Source organism: Vibrio sp. CUB2 (genome assembly GCF_001557945.1).
Taxonomy (GTDB): Bacteria; Pseudomonadota; Gammaproteobacteria; order Enterobacterales; family Vibrionaceae; genus Vibrio; species Vibrio owensii.
This window is the reverse complement of record NZ_LNRB01000015.1, coordinates 128,813-146,646: the sequence shown is the minus strand read 5'-3', so window position 1 is coordinate 146,646 and position 17,834 is coordinate 128,813. Positions and strand designations below refer to the sequence as shown.

Here is a 17,834-nt window from a genome sequence, read left to right as displayed (position 1 = left end):
TAAAATTGAAACACAAGACCTAGCAAAAGCACTTAGATTTATTCGAAGTCTATCTCCAGGGGCTGCTGTAAGCACACTATCCATAAGGTGTCGAATTATAGACTTAGAGTAGACCTATCAGAGATAGATATAACACTTTTTATACGGGTATAAGCCTATTTCATGGATAGATAATGCCGTCTTTCATCTGTCACTTTATTTGAAATCAACATGTTAGCAACCATATTGAGCTGTTAGGTTGCTTAGTGCAGCAAAATTCTAGATAGGCTGAACTCGGATAAGTTTTGATAGGGCAAACACACATCTCTAAAATCTGTAGAGTATTTGGTCTAAGTGATTTTGGGGCACCTTCGAGATCAAAAATGCCACGAATAAAAGCCTCAACATATCAAAAAGTGGAGGTGTGAGATTTAATTTATTGCTGTTGATATTGCATTAACTGCCCTTCCAGCTTCGCGCTTAGCTTTTGAACTTCACCAAGAGAAGCTTGTGTCTCTAGAAGAGCTACGTTCTTCTTGTTAAGCTCCGAATTTAAGCTTTCAATACGACTTTCGGTTCGAATATGTTCAGCTTTCTCTTCATCGTACTTGTCTTGCAACTGGTTATTGGCAGCCTTTTGATTAACGACCTGTTCAGTTAACGAAGTAATCTGGCCTTGCAGCGAACCCAGCTCTTTCTCTGAATTTTTCAGATTTGCATTCAGTTCAACCATTTCGTCGGACTTCTCCCCTAGCTGCTTAACTAGTTGCTCAACTTGACCTTGTGCTTTCGCTTTATCTGATTCGGCAGTATTAAGCTGTTTTTGCATCGTTGTGATCTGCTTTTGCATATCAGCTAGACGTTCATCACGCTCAGAAATGGTATCAAGCGCAGCTGTACAAAATTAAACCAAACAGAAGCCCCCTATAGTCAAGAGTGCACAAAAGCGCAGAGGTTACCCTCTCATAGCCACGAACGTAAAGAGCCAACCTTGGGGAAAAGTGATCATTTTAAGGATTAAGAGAGAAGATCGCGCCGAAATGAAATCGCATCACAAATAATTAACATTTAGACGAAAACTGTAATTTTCTTTCAGGGAGATAAAGAGAGAAATCAGGGAGGAAAAGAGTGACTTTTGCAATTCTGTTGTCATCGCTGCGTCGAAACAGGCAAAAGCCACTCTAAATTTAGCTATTTAACATATTACATCTAATCAACACCACGGAATACAATGCGGTAAATGTTTTTTACATTAGGTTTAAAAATGTCCGCCACTCTCCCCTTCCAGGTCCGCATGAGCGCTTATACTCTAGCGAGAGACAAAAGATTCAACGACGCTTCTCTGAACCGGTTGGAAAAAGTCGCGCTCGATGAGACTAGCGAGCAACCTGAGTTCATCATCAGTAGCGTTTTGGTTTAGTGTGTGTGGTTAATGCTACAATTCCCTTGCATTGAAACTCCCTTCTAGGGTTTTAGTTTCCCTCTAGGTAGGTTTGGCGATCGCATCGGGATGGGTTACTTAATAAGTTAATTACCATAAATAAGATAATTAGCTTATTTATGATAATTAAACCATTTCCATAATTCTTCATCTGACATGTTTTCACAACGTTCCGCAATAGCTCGAATGAAACTAGAGCGATCTAACGAAAAATCTTCATCTTTAGAATAAGAAATGACATTCAATCTTTTATGAATTTTATCCAATTGTTGAGCTTCAGACTTCGTCAAAGAGACAGTAACAGGCTCCCGCTTTTCTCCTTTTTGTTTTGGGCGTCCTACCGTGCGAGAAACTTTAGAATCAGCACCATCAACAAAGGCATCAGCTTCCTTCACTTTTTTTTCTTGAGCTTTTAAATTAGATCGAGAAAGCATCTAATATCTCCTTAGTTAAGCAACTAATCTCAGACTTTGCTTTATTGTCTTTCCATTCATGAACACCACATGCATGATGAAAAGCATCACGATGTGCTTTTCGGTCTGCAACAACTGTCCTCATCAAATGAAATTCAGGATATTCACTAAGCAACTGCTTTGCAGTTTGTCTTTCAGCATGAGTATTAGTCGGCGCCATATTAATAAAAACAGCAACTTCTAGAGCATCATTAAAATCACGAGCGGATTCAACTGTCTCAGCCATATGCTCTAACAGTTCCAAATCTGCATGACTAGCCTTAGTTGGCATGATCATGAGATCTGCAGCCAGCATTGCACTGCGCATTTCTCGACTATCACGACCAGCAGCATCAACAATAATGAAATCATAATTTTCAATTTCTCTTTGTAGCTGCTTAGTAATATTTCCATCTAAGCGAATACATGGAAACTCCTTTAAAGCTCCCCCAATCTCTATTCGCCTTTGATTCCAACGATAAAGAGTACCTTGCGGATCGGCATCAAGTAGTAAAATTCGACTAGTATCTTCTTGATATTTTTCATGAGCTAAAGCAACGGCAAGGTTGCAAGCCGTATTCGACTTACCAACACCACCCTTTTGATGACCTAGAAGGATAATTTTTTTCATACAGGACTCCATTGAATAACCATATCACAATCCTACTAATTGAAAACAAGAAAAACAAGAAAAACAAGAAAAATAATCAATTTATCACAATTATCTTATTTTCATAAATAGGATAATTAATAAAAACAAAGTAAATATAACAACCATTAGAGCTTAGGAAGCAAAGTGGTTTGAGATCTAATGGAACGAAAACATACGCTAGTAAGGTTAAGGTTCTGATATATATCAGATTAAAATCTGCAATCTCATACTGATTAAAGTATAGTGTTGGGATGTAAAGACGGGAATAAACAGAATGAAAGCACCAACATCCATACATGATGGATTGTTTAAGTCGTTCTTGACTGTGCCAGAGACAGCAAAAGACTTTCTCGATATTCACTTACCAGGACACATCAAACAAATCTGCAACCTCGATACGCTCCAGCTTCAATCAGGTTCATTTTTGGAAGATGAGTTAGTGCCGTATTATTCCGATGTGCTGTACTCAATGGAAACGGACAGTGGGGTAGGGTATGTGTACGCTTTAATAGAGCATCAAAGTAGCCCAGACAAACACATGGGCTTTCGATTGATGCGGTACGCTATTGCCGCGATGCAACAACACCTTGATGCAGGAAATGAGAAGTTACCTTTAGTCGTACCATTGCTGTTTTATCATGGAAAAACCAGTCCTTATCCATACAGCACGAATTGGTTGGATGAATTTGAAAAACCAGAGATAGCTCAGTTGCTTTATGGTCAATCTTTCCCTTTGGTGGATGTCACCGTGATACCGGATGATGACATCATTCGACATAAACGAGTGGCCTTGTTAGAGCTGGTACAGAAACATGTACGACAAAGAGATTTGTTGGATTTTACAGACACACTGGTTACACTGTTATTAGAGCGTTTAATAACCAGCAAACAGTTAGATAGTTTAGTGGAGTATTTGCTTAGAGTAGGGGAAACATCAAATCTGGAAGATTTAATGCGAACTTTAGCGAAGCAAGTGCCAGAGCATGAGGAACGGTTCATGACAGTAGCAGAACAATTAGAAGCGCGTGGCCGCGAACAAGGTTTAAAACAAGGTCTACAACAAGGTAGACAAGAAGGCGAACAACAAGGTTGGCAAGAAGCCCAATTGAGCATTGCAAAAAAAATGCTTTCAGCAGGAATTGATATAGCTCTTATCGCGCAAACAACAGAGTTAACCGAAGATGAGATCTCAAAACTCATCAACTAATGATTTAGTTTCATTCCGACATAATGGCGAAGTGTTAATGACATTTCGCCATTTTTTTAACCGCAAATTGTGACGCCGTAACCATTCATTTCATGAGTCGCTGTGCGACGAATACTAGAACGCGCTCACGAAGTGAGTAAGATGCGTCCTTCCCGAGCTCTCAAAAGCTTTCTTTTATTCGCAGTGATTCCGGTACAAAAATTGCCCTTCGCCTTGCTAGAATGCGCGAGCGTAGCGAGTAAGACTATTCACTGAACTATACGTATATGCTCGATATCTTCCTGTCGCATGACAAAAGAAATGTTCAGCGCAGCCAGCTATGCATTTTACTCTTCCAATCATTTGATGCCGATGCTGGCTGTCGGGGCCCATCAAAAGCATCCGCTAATTCTGAATTGTATAGTGTTGTTGATTGCTTTTGATGGGAGGTTTCTTTGAGCGAAGCGATGGCTTTTTCTTAAATATTTATTCTTATATTTATTCCATATACGTAGTTTACATATTTATTCTCATAAGAACGGTATGTCTCTAGATGACCTTTTACAGGTAAAATTAACAGTGACATTCTATAGGTATCTTTTGTGTGAATACTATTTTTTAGGGTGAAATCGTCCATTTGCGTTCACAGTGGGTGGTAACAATGATAGAAATGGGGTGAACACCATCACGAAAGTATGACTTAGATCACATTCAACCTTGTATAGACGTGCTGAATCCTCCGCTTGCGCGGATTCATTGATAAGAGTTAGTGTGGATTGAGGGAGACCAGGGGACTATAAGCCTCGAATACCCGCAAATTTGATTCAGCTACGAGCTCAAACTTATTTGCATTCAAATAGCGTTGTACGACGCCGTTCGCCATGTCTCTAAAGCTAATCCAGGCATGACGAAGCCCATTTTTAATTTGACGCTTACGAGTCTCGATGATGGATTCAGCAATGTTTCTGTAACGAACCACTTTCAGATCATTGAAGAACACTTCAGAGAATTGCTTATACGCTGGAGCACCGCGAACTGTGCCCTCAGCATCGCCAATTGGGATGTTAATTGACTCTGAGTTGTAGTAACCGGCTCGTTTAAGATAGCTAATGGCCTTATTAAAGGATTTCGGCGCAATGTACTTACCAAACCGCAAAGCATGGTCTTCATGGAACTGGTGATAGCTTAATGGTTTCATGCCTTGTGGTGAGGGCTCACCGACACGGCCACTGATGATATCCGTGTTCACCAAAAGACAAGCGAGTACCCTCGCGACAAGTTCACGAGCCTGACGATTATTCATTTCAGGCACCCACGTATACAACTCTGGAAAGCGTCTAGGGTTATCGATAAACTCTTTACACGCTTTTAGGATCATTGCAAACTCAGTAGGAAGCTCCACCACCCTTGGGTTTTCTTTGTCACGCAGCACACGGCGTTTAGTAAACCCGATTTGATAGTTCGGGTTTGGCTTACCTTTGGCTTCCAGACGTGCTTTTTCCGCTTCAATGGCAGCGTGGTGGATATCAATACACTCTTCAACACGCACTTTCCGTGCAGCTCGATACGCTGCGCTCGTCTTCTTTCGTTGAGCACGAATATGCTCTTGCGCTTCTTGTGCAAGATCAGAAAGAGTTTGAGAAGTGTTGTGCTCAGAGAGTTGCATAGCATACCTCAACAGAACTCAAGCACTGGTGTAATGGAATAAACCCACTAACGATGTGAACGCTTGAACTGAGAGTATGCTTTGATAGATCGCACCTAGGGTGCGTAAGGTTTGATATTTTCATCTTCTGATTCCCAAGTTTGTATGCTCTGTTTGGGTGACTAGTCCAAGCAGTTAAACTAAAGATATAGATAAAAACCATAAAGATCAACGATCAAATTTCATAACAAAGATCGACGCATACAAAAAAGCCAGACCCTTGGGAAAGTCTGGCTTCGTTGTTGAATGTTTAAATATCGAAGTGTCACCTTCAACCACTCAATTGACCTTAATACACTGCATAGAAAACTATGCAGGTAGCGTGCTATGCAATGCACTCTGATCACCATCTATTCTAGTAGACTAGAGATAGGAAATCAATGCAAAACAAGAGGTATCTTTATAAATAATCTAACATTTGTGTTTAAAATGCATAATTAGAGTCGTCGTGAAATTTTTAACGTCAATTACTAGATTATTATGTCATATAAGTTCTTGTTAAATTTCAAACCACTTCCATTAAGTATGCAGCTCTGTTCCAAATTTCTCTTGTCTTTTCCTTATGCACTTATAGATAAAAATAAAAACATAGAGAAGAGGAATAAGTAAGATCGCATAGATTATCTTAAATAGATAATTATCACTAATTTTTTGAAGTAGTGTGAGTGATGTTGATGTATTAAAGAATAATCCGATCCAGATAACAGTATACAATGCTTGTCCAATAATGCTAGAAATAATAGAGCGTTGCCAGATCGAAGCTCTGTAAAGTTTCGAGCTTAACGTCTTAAATATCATATTATTAGCTTGATCTGCTGACAATATGCATAAGCTGTTTATTAGATAAAGGATAATTAGAGGGTAGAAAACTTCACGATAACTCCCTTCTATTTCAAACATATAGAATGTTAAAGCAATAAGCCCAGAGGAAATAGCACAGAGACCAGCTCCAAAATATGTTGTAGTTTTTGCATATTCATATCTCAATGTTGCATTTATTGCGTCTAAAATAATAAATGTCATTGGAAAAATAAGAATGCCTGCGGGTTGGAAAGTACCAAAAATCTCCACCGTATATGGCGACATTGGGATAGCAATGAGCAAAGTACATAAATACAAGCTAGTTAGAAACGCATACCATTTAATATCTAACTTTGTCATTGAAGTCATTGCATAAATAGAATCTCTATCTTGCTTGCAGTCAAAGAGCCTAACGACCCCTCTTGTAACAAGTTCATGCGGCCTCTCTTTCAATACGCAGTCATTATCTTCATTGGTGTAATAAACTAATCCGTCTTCAATTTTTAATAAATTCAATCTTCTTGTCATTGATATGTTCCCTGTTAATCCTAGAGATCACCTTGCCAATGGGAGAGTCTGTTTTTTGGGGTGCTTCAGGATGCCAACTCATTGTCAAAAAGTTGTCTTCTCGATACAGCTCTATTATATCTCCCTCTCTTTCAAACAAATACAAACCACCTCCAAACTTTCGTTTTGTGACTATATTGATTGAGTCATCATGATAAATAATCTTTTCAAATTTTGAAATTGGCATATCAGTTTCATACGTTCCTATTTTTTGAAACCTATTATTTACAATAGACTCAATATCAAACACTTTCTCATATACACCAGAAATCTCTTTTCCCGTCATTAGCCATTCATAAGAAACATCTAAAGATTCAGCAATTTTTCTCATGTTCTTATGTGGCTTTTTTATTTTATTATTTAGTAGCTTACTAATATAGCCAGCTTCAATATCTACTTTCCTTGAAAGCTCTGCCGCTGACATTCCTTTCATAAACAGTATTTCACTTAACCTTCCACCAAGAGTATTTACGTCTTTCACGACTCATCACCTTCCTAACCGTCAATCTACTCTTAATTTTTATATAAAATTTAGGTCATATCGCTTGAAAATACTTTCAAAAAGTTTCATTATACTTTCATGTTGACTCTTAAAATGTCACATGAGCAAGAGATGAAAAGCAAAACGATTTATTATCAATAGGTTAGTTATCTATTGAATGCTTTTTTGTGACTGAGGTTAACGAAAAAAAATGAAACGCTCTTTAACAAACAATGCCAAGGCAGATGACGTCTCGCCGCAACTACCTCGTTGGATAACGACATAGCATTGCACAGAGCCATCGAAGGGGAAGCCCGCAATATTCCTCAACCACCCCCTACGTCTAGCAAACGGGTAGGGCGCTGTATGCCTGAACAGCTTAAAGTGAAAGGCTAGATTAACGAGGAGCAAGCCATGCGCGCTAAAGTTCGTTGTTATCAACCAAAACAAGTTAATAAAACGCTTTGTGCTCGCGCGCAAAGAACCAAAGTTGACCGTGCTACCAGCGCAACCTGGAGCACAAGTTCACTGAAAACGCTTGGGCTTGAAAAGCCTAAGCAGCAACAAGCGCAATGGGAAGCCCGACTATCTTCTCTAATGCAACATGAAGAGACATCAATCCCCTTGGTATAAGCACAGCTCTGCCTCTATGGAAGCGGAGCTTTTTGCGTTTGTAAAGAACGAGGCTCTGAGCCTCACCTCAAGCGGCCCCGCCTAGTTTTAGGTGGGGCTTTTTTTATCGCTGCAAGGATCATGGATACGCCCACTTGCTCGGCATTGGTTTTGTCATTTGATACCGACATAGAAAACACTCTGTTCATCGTCAAACGGTGAGTGATGCCAGCACTTCAAAAATACCCCTACCCAGTCGGGCATCAGCCTTGTAAGCGCCACACGACGCGCAGCCTATTGGCAGTAGGCTAAAAAAGAGCAAGCCGCCCACCTAAAACCGCTCCTATCCAATCCACGAGTGGGCGTATCCATGAGCTTTATTGCAAAAAAGGACATCACGCCATGGAGAAACACACCAGAAAGCGCTCAAAGCAGCAAGAGGAATACGACAAGAGGCAGGGCCACGCTCGCCGCCGTATTGAAATCATGCACGAGTTGAAACAACTGGGGCTAGACCCTTTCAAAGACGACAAGCTACTCATCCGATAACACACAAATAACGCTGCATTTTTTCAAAGAGTGCAGCGTTATTTCAATTTGGAGAACCCAACCTATGTCTTTATTTAACAACATCCAACGCCGCGGCAAACAACTCGCCGTCGCGTCTTTCACCCTGGCGTGCTCGCTCAGCGCCCACGCCTCAAGCACCGGTCTCCCCTGGGAAGACCCACTCTCTAAAATCGTGGACTCCATCACGGGCCCGGTCGCTTTTGGTGGCTCAGTGCTTGGCATTGTAGTCGCGGGCCTCACGCTCGTGTTTGGTGGGGAGATGGACGGTTTTGTGCAAAAAATCATGATGATTGCACTGATTGTGTCAATCATTGTGGGGGCCGTTAACTTGCTGACGATGCTGTTCGGCGTCTCTGGAGCGCTCATTGCTTAAAGGAGAGCTCAATGGACGATGAATTACAGCTCACCCCCATTTACGCGTTTAACCGTGCGCACCTTGTGATGGGAGGCGAGCGCGAGATTGTCATGGTGTCGATGTTACTGGCCTTGGTCTTGATGGTCCTTCAAAACCTCTATACCGCCGCGCTTGGCGTCATCGTGCTGTTCTCGATGCTGGTTATTGCAAGAGCCATGGCCAAAAGCGACCCCATCTTAACCAAGGTGTATAAACGTTACGCCCGCTATCAACGTTATTACCCCGCGCACAGCGTCAAATCCCTACATAACCCCAACCAAAAAAGCGCACGCTAATGTGCGCTTTTTCGTTTCCGATACAGGACATGTCTATGTTGTCTATGAAAACCTATCGTGAGCAAGCCAAAGGGCTGCCTGATTTATTGAACTGGGCCGCCTTGGTGGATGATGGCATATTACTCGGCAAAGATGGCTCATTTACCGCCGGTTGGCTGTTCTCTGGTATGGATGTCGATACCGCCACCAACATGGAGCGCAACGCCATGATGAGCCGCTTAAACCAAGCGTTATCCTCATTAGGCACCGGTTACATGGTGCACGTCGATACCAATCGAGAGCTCGCCACCTCCTACCCCGCGCCAGAGCAGTCCCATTTTCAGCACCCGGTCATGCAGATGATGGACGACTCAAGACGCCTTTTTTTTGAATCACAAGGGGATAAGTTTGCCACGCGAAGCGCCATTTTTATTACGTGGCGCCCCACATCAAAGCGCCTTTCTAAAGTGACCGATTTACTGTTCGACCATGGCAGCGCCAAGCGCACGAGCATGGCCGAACGTAACCTGGCGCTGTTTAAAGACAAAATGGCCGACATTCAGGGTCGTCTTTCTGGCGTGTTTTCTTCATTGACCCGATTAGGGTTACAAGAGAAACAAGACCACGCGTTCGATGAGATGTTGGCCTATCTTCGCTTTGCTCTGACTGGCGTTTGGCACCCCATTGCTGCCGCCTATACGCCACTTCCTGTCGATAGCCACATTGGGGGCGTGGAATGCTGGCCAGGATTTCAGCCAAAAATTGGTGAGCACTATACCAGTGTGATCAGCATTGATGGCTTTCCTGACTTTAGCCACCCGAACATGCTGCACCATTTAAGTTTGATGAACGTCGAGTTTCGTTGGAACACCCGTTTTGTTTTTTTTGATACCAATGAAGCGCACGCGTTGCTGGAAAAAGAGCGCAAAAAATGGGACCAAAAGGTGGTGTCTTTTAGAGATAAGCTGCTCAAAAATCCCGATCCGAAAGTGGATGAGGATGCGCTAGAGATGGTCGCGCAGTACAAGCAAGCGCAAACCGACCTCTCCGCGGGTCGCGTCAATTATGGGCAGTACACCTCGACCTTTATCTTGCGCCACCAAGACCTTGATGTGCTCAGTGAAATGAGCGAGTACGTGGTGAACATTCTCAATAATACGCTGGGCTTAGCGTGTCGAGTCGAAACGGTGAACGCCACCGAAGCGTTTCTTGGCACGCTGCCAAGCGACAGCTTGCACAACATCCGACGCCCTTTATTGAGTACGTTAAATCTGTGCCATTTCCTGCCAACGGCTAACATTTGGACGGGCGAAGCCACCTGTCCTTGTCCCTTTTACCCTGAAAACTCACCGCCACTGATGGTCTGCACCGCGGCTGGCAACACGCCCTTTCGGCTCAACTTACACGTCAGCGACGTGGGCCACACCTTGATGTTTGGTCCGACTGGGGCCGGTAAATCCACCTTTTTGGCCATGCTGGTTGCGCAAATGATGCGTTATCAAGGGGCGCGGATTTTTGCCTTTGATAAAAAATACTCCATGTACGCGTTGAGTCAGCTGGGCGGGCAGCATCTCGATATCGGCGCCAGCGGCTCGCGTGAACAGCCTGCGTTCGCGCCTTTGTCCGCTCTCGATACGGATTTTGAATGGTGCTGCGACTACGTTGAAAAATTGGTGGTGCTGCAAGGGGAAACCGTCACCAGTGACATGCGCAGCGCCATCTTTAAAGCGCTCAGCGACATGAAAGGCTCCCAGCGCCAATCGCTTTCGGAGCTTCATGCTCAGGTTCAAGATGTTCGCATCAAGGAGGCATTGAAGTATTACACCATCGAAGGGCGCGCCGGGGATTTACTCGATGCGGAAACCAGTACCTTGTCGCTGTCGGATTTTACGGTGTTTGAGATGAACCAACTGATGATCCGAGGTGAGCGCGATTTAGTGCCGGTGCTCGTTTATCTCTTTCGATGTATTGAGCGAAGTCTCGACGGCAACCCCAGTTTTATTGTGATTGATGAGGGATGGGTAGCCTTCAAACATCCTGTCTTTCGCGACATGTTGTATGAGTGGTTAAAAGAGCTGCGTAAAGCCAACTGCCTTGTGTTGCTGGCCACACAATCACTCACCGATGCCATCAAATCCGGAATACTCGACGTCCTGGTCGAATCCTGCCCGACTCAAATTTTCTTGCCAAACGATAAAGCGCCGCAGTTTGCCGATGTCTACCATCAGTTTGGCCTCAATGACAAACAAATCGAACTCCTCACGCACGCCATTCGTAAGCGAGATTACTACATCAGCCAACCGGTCGGAGGGCGTTTAGTGGAATTGTCGCTCGATAAGCTGGCGCTGGCGTTTGTGGGCGTCTCGGACAAAAAAGACGTCGCGAGCATTCGCGAGCTCGTCAGCGCGCATGGGGAAGATTGGTATTTGCACCACCTCAAACAAAAGCACATTTTGGAGGACACATGAAAACGCTTACCCTCACTTTAACGTTACTCAGCGCTGCGACCTTGCCAGTAAAAACCCACGCGTTCTTTTGTTCAAACTGCGCCAATGTGATGCAAATGGCGCAATCGAACATGAGCCAAGCCCAGTCTTATGTGGAGCAAGTTCAGCAAACCATTAACTCGTTAAAAAATTTGGAATACCAAATTCAAAACCTCGAAAACCTAAAAAATCTAGAGTGGGGGGACGTGCAATCGCAGCTGCGCAACCTCAACACCATTGCTGCCCGCGGTCAGTCGATTTCGTACGCCATGGGAGACGTCACTGAGCGCTGGAACCACCTATTTATTGGTATCGACGGCTACGAGAGCCAATCCATTGAATCGATGAACTCGGTGGAGTCCTATAAGCAGCAAGGCGATGCGCTGCGCGACACCGCTCAAAGCGCCTTAGCGCTGGCAAGTCAAATGAGTCAATATCAAATAGACGACCACCAAACGCTATCAAGTATCCAGTCGCACGTCAGAGGCGCCAATGGCGCCATGGAAATTGCCCAGGCCAACGCCGAGCTGCTGGCTCAGCTCTCCACGCAACTGCAAAAACTGCAAACCTTGATGCAAGCGCAAATCCAGATGCAAGCCACGCACATGGCGGCGACGGCCGACACCACCGAGCGCCAGCGTGTCGCTCAAGAAAAAATGGTCACCCAACCGCTCGATGTAGACCCCACAGACGGCAAAGATTGGTCACAAGAATGGCAACATCCGAGCATGAGCTGGTGAGCCTAGAGGAGCCTTCATGATGAGCCGAGCATTACAAGGCATCGCCCACCACTTCGAAAAAGCCGGGTTAGCGGGTTACCTCGATGATCCAGCGGTCACCGAACTCATGCTCAATCCCGACAAAACGCTGTGGATAGAAAAACAAGGTTGCCCGATGGCACGCGTTGGCACCGTCGCTCCCGAAGACGCCACCCGCATTCTTAATGCGTTGAGTGATTACCATCGCCAAACCGTGACGGTCAAACGTCCCATCTTAGAATGCGAGCTGCCATTAGATGGCAGTCGATTCGAAGGGCTTATTCCTCCGCTGGTTGAAAATCCAAGTTTTGTGATACGCAAAAGAGCGACCCACATTTTTACCTTTGAGGACTACCTCCAGTCCGGCGCCATGGCGCCAGAGGTCGCCGCGCACCTCATCAAGCTCATCGCGGCGCACCGAAACATCGTCACCGTAGGCGGCACCGGCTCAGGAAAAACCACGTTTGTGAACGCCTTGCTGCATCAAATCTCGCTGCTGTTTCCTGATGAACGCTTGGTCATTTTGGAAGACACCAATGAGCTGCAATGCCGCGCCCCCAATCATGTCATCAAACGAACGAGCGTCGAGGCCGATGTGACCATGAGAACGCTGCTGCGCACCACGCTGCGTTATCGTCCCGACCGCATCATCGTTGGCGAGGTTCGAGGCGGTGAAGCGCTGGATTTACTCAAAGCATGGAACACCGGACATCCTGGCGGGCTGGCCACCATTCATGCCGATTCTGCGCGCCAAGGGCTCGCCCGTTTTGAGCAATGCATTGGCGAGGTCTCGCCCCATCAAAATCCGACGTTGATCGCCAATAGCGTCCACGCACTGGTGTTCATGGCAAGAGACCACACCGGACAGCGCCGCGTGAGAGAGCTCGTTCAAGTCAATGGGTTTGATGGTGAGCGCTACGACACCACCACGTTATACGAAGACCAACAGGAGGCCACATGAGAACGCGCATCACCGCCGCTTTACTCCTTTTTAGCCATTCCGCTTTTGCCGCCAATAACAACGCACTCGACACCATTCTTGATAAGTTCAACCACCTCACCGCCACTTGGTCGCCCATCATCATTGATGCCGTGACGGGGCTGTTTTGGCTGCTGGTCACCCTCAGCTTTACGTGGTCTGCCATCTTGCTCTGGATGCATCAAAAAGGCCTCGATCATTTTGTCGCTGAGATGTTTGAGCGGGTGATCACCATTGGTTTTTCGGTTTATTTACTCAATAACGCCGTCCCTCTGGCTTGGATCATCATGCATTCTATTCAAGACGTCGCCACGCGCCTGTCCGGGGGCACACAAGCGCTGACCCCTTCCAACATCGTTGAAGTCGGCATGATGTTAGCCCAGCGAATATGGGAGTCGAGCTCAGGGTTCGATGTCGGAGAATACATCATTATTGGTTTGTGCGGCCTTATCGTTTTAGTGGTCCTGGCACTGATAGCCGCTCAAATGACCATTCTTATCGTCGGCGCCTACGTCATATTAAATGGTGGGGTCGTCATGATGGGCTTTTTAGGCAGTGAATGGACACGTGAGCATGCCATCAACTACTTCACCACAGTGCTCGGCATGTCGGTGCAAATCTTCATCATGCAACTGTTGGTGATCATCGGTAATGACGTGTTCATCGGTTTTATTGATACGCCGTCAGAAGGCGCCGCGGACTACTTGATGATGGTGGTCATGTCCATCATCTATCTGGCCTTAGTCACGACCGTGCCTAATATGGCATCGAGTTTGACGACGGGCCGATTTGTCTTTGATACCGGACGCGCCGTCAACAGCGCGGCAGGCGCCGCCGGGGCGACCGCAGGCCTTGGCTTAGCCGCGTCCGCGTTACTCAAAGGTGGCGGCACAATGATGGCGAAACAACTGGCTAAGACGGGACTCGGCCAAAAAGCCCAAGGCGGGGTAGCGCAGCTATCCAAAACCGCACCGATGTTAAAAGGCGCCGCCACAGGCGCTGGCGCTTTAGTCAAAGGCGCGGACAAACTCGGCCAAGCCGCATTAGGCGCCATGGCGCAGCAAAGCCCAGTAGGACGCGCGTTCAGCGAGCTTGCCAAAAAAAGCGCGCTGCCCCCCAACGGCCATAAAAAAATGCACGCGGCGATGCACGCCTCGCCCTCCTCGGCTGGACTATCTCCAGACCAAGCAGCGATGCAAGCGGCGCAGCCTGTCACCACCACCTCAAATCATCAGGCTCTGAAAGCGCGATTGCAGCAGCGCTCGCAGCGCAGACCCTCTCGAAAAGCATAAGGGAACCCAAGATGTCAGAAAAAAATGACTACTCCATTTTATATCAGCGCGCCCGCGAAGAGTGGGATGAGCGCATCGGCAGCGCAGTGAAAGAAGCGCACGCTTGGAAGATGTTTGCGTTTTTAGCCCTGCTCGTGAGCGCCCTCGCCGTCGGCGGCGTCGGGTATATCGGTGCGCAGTCTAAAATTAAGCCCTACGTGATTGGGGTGAAAAATGATGAGGAAATCATTGGCGTGGCCAGCGTCGAGAGGCTGCCCACCTCGCAGCTCGATGCCCTCAAAGTCCGAGAGCTAGAGCAGTTTGTTGAAGACATACGCAGCGTGCTTTCTGATACCGAAGCGGCAGAAAAAGCCGTTCGACGCGCGTACGCCAAGCTTATCCCCAACTCCCCCGCTCAAACTCAAATAGCCGAAGCGTTTCAAAAAGAAAACCCATTTGAGAGAGCGACGCGAGAGCTGGTGAAGGTTGAAATTCAAAGCACACTGCCCCTATCCGACAGCACGTGGCAAATCGAATGGACAGAAACCATCACCGACCGACAAGGGGCACTGCTCGATACGCCACGATTTAAAGCCACCATCAACACCCAAACGATACAGCCCCAGAACAAAACGCAGATGAAGCAAAATCCACTGGGTCTGTGGATCAACGCGTTCAACGATGTACAAATTAAGTAAGGAATGGATGATATGAATACGCCCTTTCTGCGCCTCACCTTGTTAGGGGTGGCGCTCTGGAGCAGCGGTGCCCTAGCAAGCCGCGTCCCGGCCATCTCAACCAGCTCACTGATAGAACTTGCCGCGCCGCTCAGCCCAACCGAGCAAGCGGGGGTTGAGATAGCCAAGCGATGGATAAACGGAACAGACAAGCCCATACGCGCCCCCGATGGCGCCGTCACCTACTTTTATGGCCGAGCTTTGCCGAGCGTCGTCTGCGCGCCGCTCAAAACCTGTGACATTCAATTAGAGCCTGGCGAGCAAATCAGCAAAAACGGCTTAAACGCCGGTGACACGGTCAGATGGAACTTCACCCCAACGGTGTCAGGTCAAGGCGCTCAAGCGGTGACACACATTTTAGTCAAGCCCACCGATGTCAATATTGAAACCACCTTGCAAATTGCCACCAATCGCCGCGCCTATCTGCTCAAGCTCACCGCCAAACACAACGACTGGATGCCCATCGTGAAATTCGACTATCCAGAAACGTTGCAAGTGGCCATGGACTCACTGTATGACCGCCAGCAAAGCGAGAAGCAATCCAAATCCATCGGCAATGGACTCAACATTGACGATCTCGATTTTGACTACGATATCGAAGGCAACGCAAAGTTTTCGCCCGTTCGCGTGTACAACAACAGCGTTAAAACGATATTGGAAATGCCTCGCAGTGTCGCCACCGGCAAGTTGCCCTCACTTTTGGTGATCAATGCAGGCCAGCGCGAGCTCATTAACTACCGATACCGGGATGGTAAGTTTGTCGTCGATGGCCTACCTGACCAAATCGCCCTCTTACTCGGCGCAGGCAAACATCAACAAACCGTGCTCATCAAGCGTAAGGGGGGAGCATGAAACAGTTTTGTCTCATCGTCATGTTACTGCTGGGCGGCTGCGCCAGTTACGAACCGGATCAATACGGCAATTACAATGATGTGGTGTTAACCCCAACGGAAATGCGCGCCATCAGCCAAGACATTGCGCTCTTTCTTCGTCAATCCGAAGGCGCAAGCCGAATAGTGAACCTCAACCATGATGGCAGCGATTTTGCCAATACCTTAATCGAGACGCTCAGGCGTCAGGGGCTTGGCGTCGCACAAGACAATGCCAGAGACTATTTAAGCCTCAATTATCGGGTGAAGCAGCTCAATCCGACTCAGTTTGCGGTCACCGCCGTGCTCAGTGACGGCCGAATACTCTCGCGCATCTGGGTGGTCAGTAACCACCACCTGATTCCGCTCAAAACGCGGGCTTATGGGGTGACGTATGACTAAATTCAGCCTCAAGCAAAATCCGCTTTCCGGTGTGGGCTCGGTGCACATCAAAAAAAGCGTGAAAATCGCCGGACTGGTGCTGGCGGGCATGATGGTGGTGCTTGTGGTGTTGGTCATTGCCCAAAAAGGCCAGCGCGCCAGCGCCTCGGCGCAAACCGACACGCCAAGCACGGTCAACACCGCCACCACGGCGTCCTCTTTGGACTCTGTCTTGGCCAAAAAGCCCACCTCATCGGTGGTCAAACCCACACCGATACCCCCGGGTGAAACGGCGCCCGCCACACCGTCGGTTTCCCCCGAGCTCGCCGCGATGAAAAAGCGTCAACTGGCCGCGTTTGAGGCCAGACAAGCGATGTTAACCGAAGCGGTCTATTCAGGGATGAACATTCAGATTGACGACGCGGCGCTAAGGCAAACGACGGCGCCAGCGCCAAGCCGCGAGCTGACGATGGCGCAGCAAAGGCTCGACCACGCAAAAAAACAAGCCATGTCAACGCCAAGCGGACAAGCGCTCAGCCAAGGCGGCGCCTTAGACACCACGCTCGCCAGTCAAGCCAGCAAAGACGCGTTTTTGGCAAACACCCATCAAGCCGGGTATCTCACTGCGCGGCGTGAACTGCCCGCCAGTGAATACGAGCTCACCGTTGGCACGCTGATACCGGCCGCGCTTATCAGCGCCGTCAACTCGGACACACCCGGACACTTGGTGGCTCAAGTCAGTCAACACGTCTACGACAGCGCCACGGGCTCGGCCATCCTTATTCCACAAGGCACTCGGCTCTACGGCACGTACGACAGTCGAGTGGCCTATGGGCAACGTCGCCTTCCAGTGACGTGGTCACGTGTTAATTTCCCTGACGGGACAAAACTTGATATCGGCAACATGGCCAGCTTAGATGTCACCGGCATGAGCGGGTTAACCGGAGAGGTGAACAATCACTACTGGCGCCTATTTGGACAATCCACCTTATTGGGCGGCATCTCAGGGCTCACGCAAGCGGGGGTTAGTGATGGGGATGACGATTCACGCTCCACCGCCGAATCGGTGGCGGATGGGGTCACCCAGCAGTACGCCGAAACGGGCAACCTGCTCATTCGCAAAAACATGAACATCCAACCGACCATTGAAATCGACAACGCCGAGCCATTTTACATCATGGTAAGCCAAGACATCGTCTTGCCGCCTTACTCTTCCATTCGTTAGACACTTCGAGAAC

The 17,834-nt window shown here is 47.2% G+C and carries 19 protein-coding genes and 1 pseudogene; 14 read left to right on the top strand and 6 right to left on the bottom strand.

The window, feature by feature from the left end; genetic code table 11:
- A pseudogene (locus ATB78_RS30170) lies at nucleotides 1–112 on the top strand (short-chain dehydrogenase); the annotation flags it as partial.
- A 303-nt stretch (nucleotides 113–415) separates the two neighbouring features.
- Here ATB78_RS30170 and ATB78_RS21210 read toward each other — a convergent pair.
- From ATB78_RS21210 to ATB78_RS21195, 3 genes are all read right to left on the bottom strand, one after another.
- The gene (locus ATB78_RS21210) at nucleotides 416–829 is read right to left on the bottom strand and encodes a hypothetical protein (protein WP_240537434.1); all 414 of its coding nucleotides are present in this window, start codon (nucleotides 827–829) and stop codon (nucleotides 416–418) included.
- Between the two features lie 704 nt (nucleotides 830–1,533).
- Nucleotides 1,534–1,854: a hypothetical protein gene (locus ATB78_RS21200; RefSeq protein WP_025788937.1), complete on the bottom strand. Its 321-nt coding sequence runs from the start codon at nucleotides 1,852–1,854 to the stop codon at nucleotides 1,534–1,536.
- Nucleotides 1,838–2,503 (bottom strand): AAA family ATPase, encoded by a 666-nt coding sequence (locus tag ATB78_RS21195; protein ID WP_031419872.1) that lies wholly within the window; start codon nucleotides 2,501–2,503, stop codon nucleotides 1,838–1,840. The genes ATB78_RS21200 and ATB78_RS21195 overlap by 17 nt, the downstream gene beginning before the upstream one ends.
- Before the next feature lie 295 nt (nucleotides 2,504–2,798).
- Here ATB78_RS21195 and ATB78_RS21190 point away from each other — a divergent pair, with 295 nt between their 5' ends.
- Complete coding sequence (locus tag ATB78_RS21190; RefSeq protein ID WP_061010376.1) at nucleotides 2,799–3,731, top strand: Rpn family recombination-promoting nuclease/putative transposase; 933 nt, start codon at nucleotides 2,799–2,801, stop codon at nucleotides 3,729–3,731.
- 745 nt (nucleotides 3,732–4,476) lie between these two features.
- Here the strand turns inward: ATB78_RS21190 and ATB78_RS21185 are convergent.
- From ATB78_RS21185 to ATB78_RS21175, 3 genes are all read right to left on the bottom strand, one after another.
- Nucleotides 4,477–5,376: a hypothetical protein gene (locus tag ATB78_RS21185; protein ID WP_081096643.1), complete on the bottom strand. Its 900-nt coding sequence runs from the start codon at nucleotides 5,374–5,376 to the stop codon at nucleotides 4,477–4,479.
- A gap of 558 nt (nucleotides 5,377–5,934) precedes the next feature.
- Nucleotides 5,935–6,744, bottom strand: coding sequence for a VUT family protein (locus ATB78_RS21180; protein WP_061010374.1), 810 nt, complete (start codon nucleotides 6,742–6,744; stop codon nucleotides 5,935–5,937).
- A complete protein-coding gene (locus tag ATB78_RS21175) occupies nucleotides 6,713–7,264 on the bottom strand; it encodes a helix-turn-helix transcriptional regulator (RefSeq protein ID WP_045417674.1) in 552 nt (183 codons plus the stop codon). The genes ATB78_RS21180 and ATB78_RS21175 overlap by 32 nt, the downstream gene beginning before the upstream one ends.
- Before the next feature lie 414 nt (nucleotides 7,265–7,678).
- Between ATB78_RS21175 and ATB78_RS21170 the strand changes: the two genes are divergently transcribed.
- The 12 genes from ATB78_RS21170 to ATB78_RS21120 all read left to right on the top strand — a co-directional run bounded on the left by ATB78_RS21170 (nucleotide 7,679) and on the right by ATB78_RS21120 (nucleotide 17,821).
- Nucleotides 7,679–7,897 (top strand): hypothetical protein, encoded by a 219-nt coding sequence (locus ATB78_RS21170; protein ID WP_038888781.1) that lies wholly within the window; start codon nucleotides 7,679–7,681, stop codon nucleotides 7,895–7,897.
- Nucleotides 7,898–8,278: 381 nt separating this feature from the next.
- The gene (locus tag ATB78_RS29560) at nucleotides 8,279–8,425 is read left to right on the top strand and encodes a hypothetical protein (protein ID WP_155398296.1); all 147 of its coding nucleotides are present in this window, start codon (nucleotides 8,279–8,281) and stop codon (nucleotides 8,423–8,425) included.
- Nucleotides 8,426–8,489: 64 nt separating this feature from the next.
- Nucleotides 8,490–8,819: a TrbC/VirB2 family protein gene (locus ATB78_RS21165; RefSeq protein ID WP_061010373.1), complete on the top strand. Its 330-nt coding sequence runs from the start codon at nucleotides 8,490–8,492 to the stop codon at nucleotides 8,817–8,819.
- Nucleotides 8,820–8,830: 11 nt separating this feature from the next.
- Nucleotides 8,831–9,136, top strand: coding sequence for a conjugal transfer protein TrbD (trbD, locus tag ATB78_RS21160; RefSeq protein WP_061010371.1), 306 nt, complete (start codon nucleotides 8,831–8,833; stop codon nucleotides 9,134–9,136).
- 35 nt (nucleotides 9,137–9,171) lie between these two features.
- Nucleotides 9,172–11,583, top strand: coding sequence for a conjugal transfer protein TrbE (locus ATB78_RS21155; RefSeq protein WP_061010368.1), 2,412 nt, complete (start codon nucleotides 9,172–9,174; stop codon nucleotides 11,581–11,583).
- Nucleotides 11,580–12,341 (top strand): P-type conjugative transfer protein TrbJ, encoded by a 762-nt coding sequence (gene trbJ / locus ATB78_RS21150; protein WP_061010366.1) that lies wholly within the window; start codon nucleotides 11,580–11,582, stop codon nucleotides 12,339–12,341. The genes ATB78_RS21155 and trbJ overlap by 4 nt, the downstream gene beginning before the upstream one ends.
- A gap of 16 nt (nucleotides 12,342–12,357) precedes the next feature.
- A complete protein-coding gene (trbB, locus tag ATB78_RS21145) occupies nucleotides 12,358–13,320 on the top strand; it encodes a P-type conjugative transfer ATPase TrbB (RefSeq protein ID WP_240537433.1) in 963 nt (320 codons plus the stop codon).
- Nucleotides 13,317–14,630 carry a P-type conjugative transfer protein TrbL gene (gene trbL / locus ATB78_RS21140; protein ID WP_061010364.1) on the top strand — a complete coding sequence of 438 codons (1,314 nt, stop codon included), beginning with the start codon at nucleotides 13,317–13,319 and terminating at the stop codon, nucleotides 14,628–14,630. The genes trbB and trbL overlap by 4 nt, the downstream gene beginning before the upstream one ends.
- Nucleotides 14,631–14,641: 11 nt before the next feature.
- Entirely contained in the window at nucleotides 14,642–15,307 is a 666-nt protein-coding gene (locus ATB78_RS21135; protein WP_081096642.1) for a VirB8/TrbF family protein, read from the top strand.
- Nucleotides 15,308–15,319: 12 nt separating this feature from the next.
- Complete coding sequence (trbG, locus tag ATB78_RS21130; RefSeq protein WP_081096641.1) at nucleotides 15,320–16,198, top strand: P-type conjugative transfer protein TrbG; 879 nt, start codon at nucleotides 15,320–15,322, stop codon at nucleotides 16,196–16,198.
- A complete protein-coding gene (locus ATB78_RS21125) occupies nucleotides 16,195–16,617 on the top strand; it encodes a hypothetical protein (protein ID WP_061010362.1) in 423 nt (140 codons plus the stop codon). Before trbG ends, ATB78_RS21125 begins: the two co-directional genes overlap by 4 nt.
- Nucleotides 16,610–17,821: a TrbI/VirB10 family protein gene (locus ATB78_RS21120; protein ID WP_061010359.1), complete on the top strand. Its 1,212-nt coding sequence runs from the start codon at nucleotides 16,610–16,612 to the stop codon at nucleotides 17,819–17,821. The genes ATB78_RS21125 and ATB78_RS21120 overlap by 8 nt, the downstream gene beginning before the upstream one ends.
- Nucleotides 17,822–17,834: the final 13 nt, after the last annotated feature.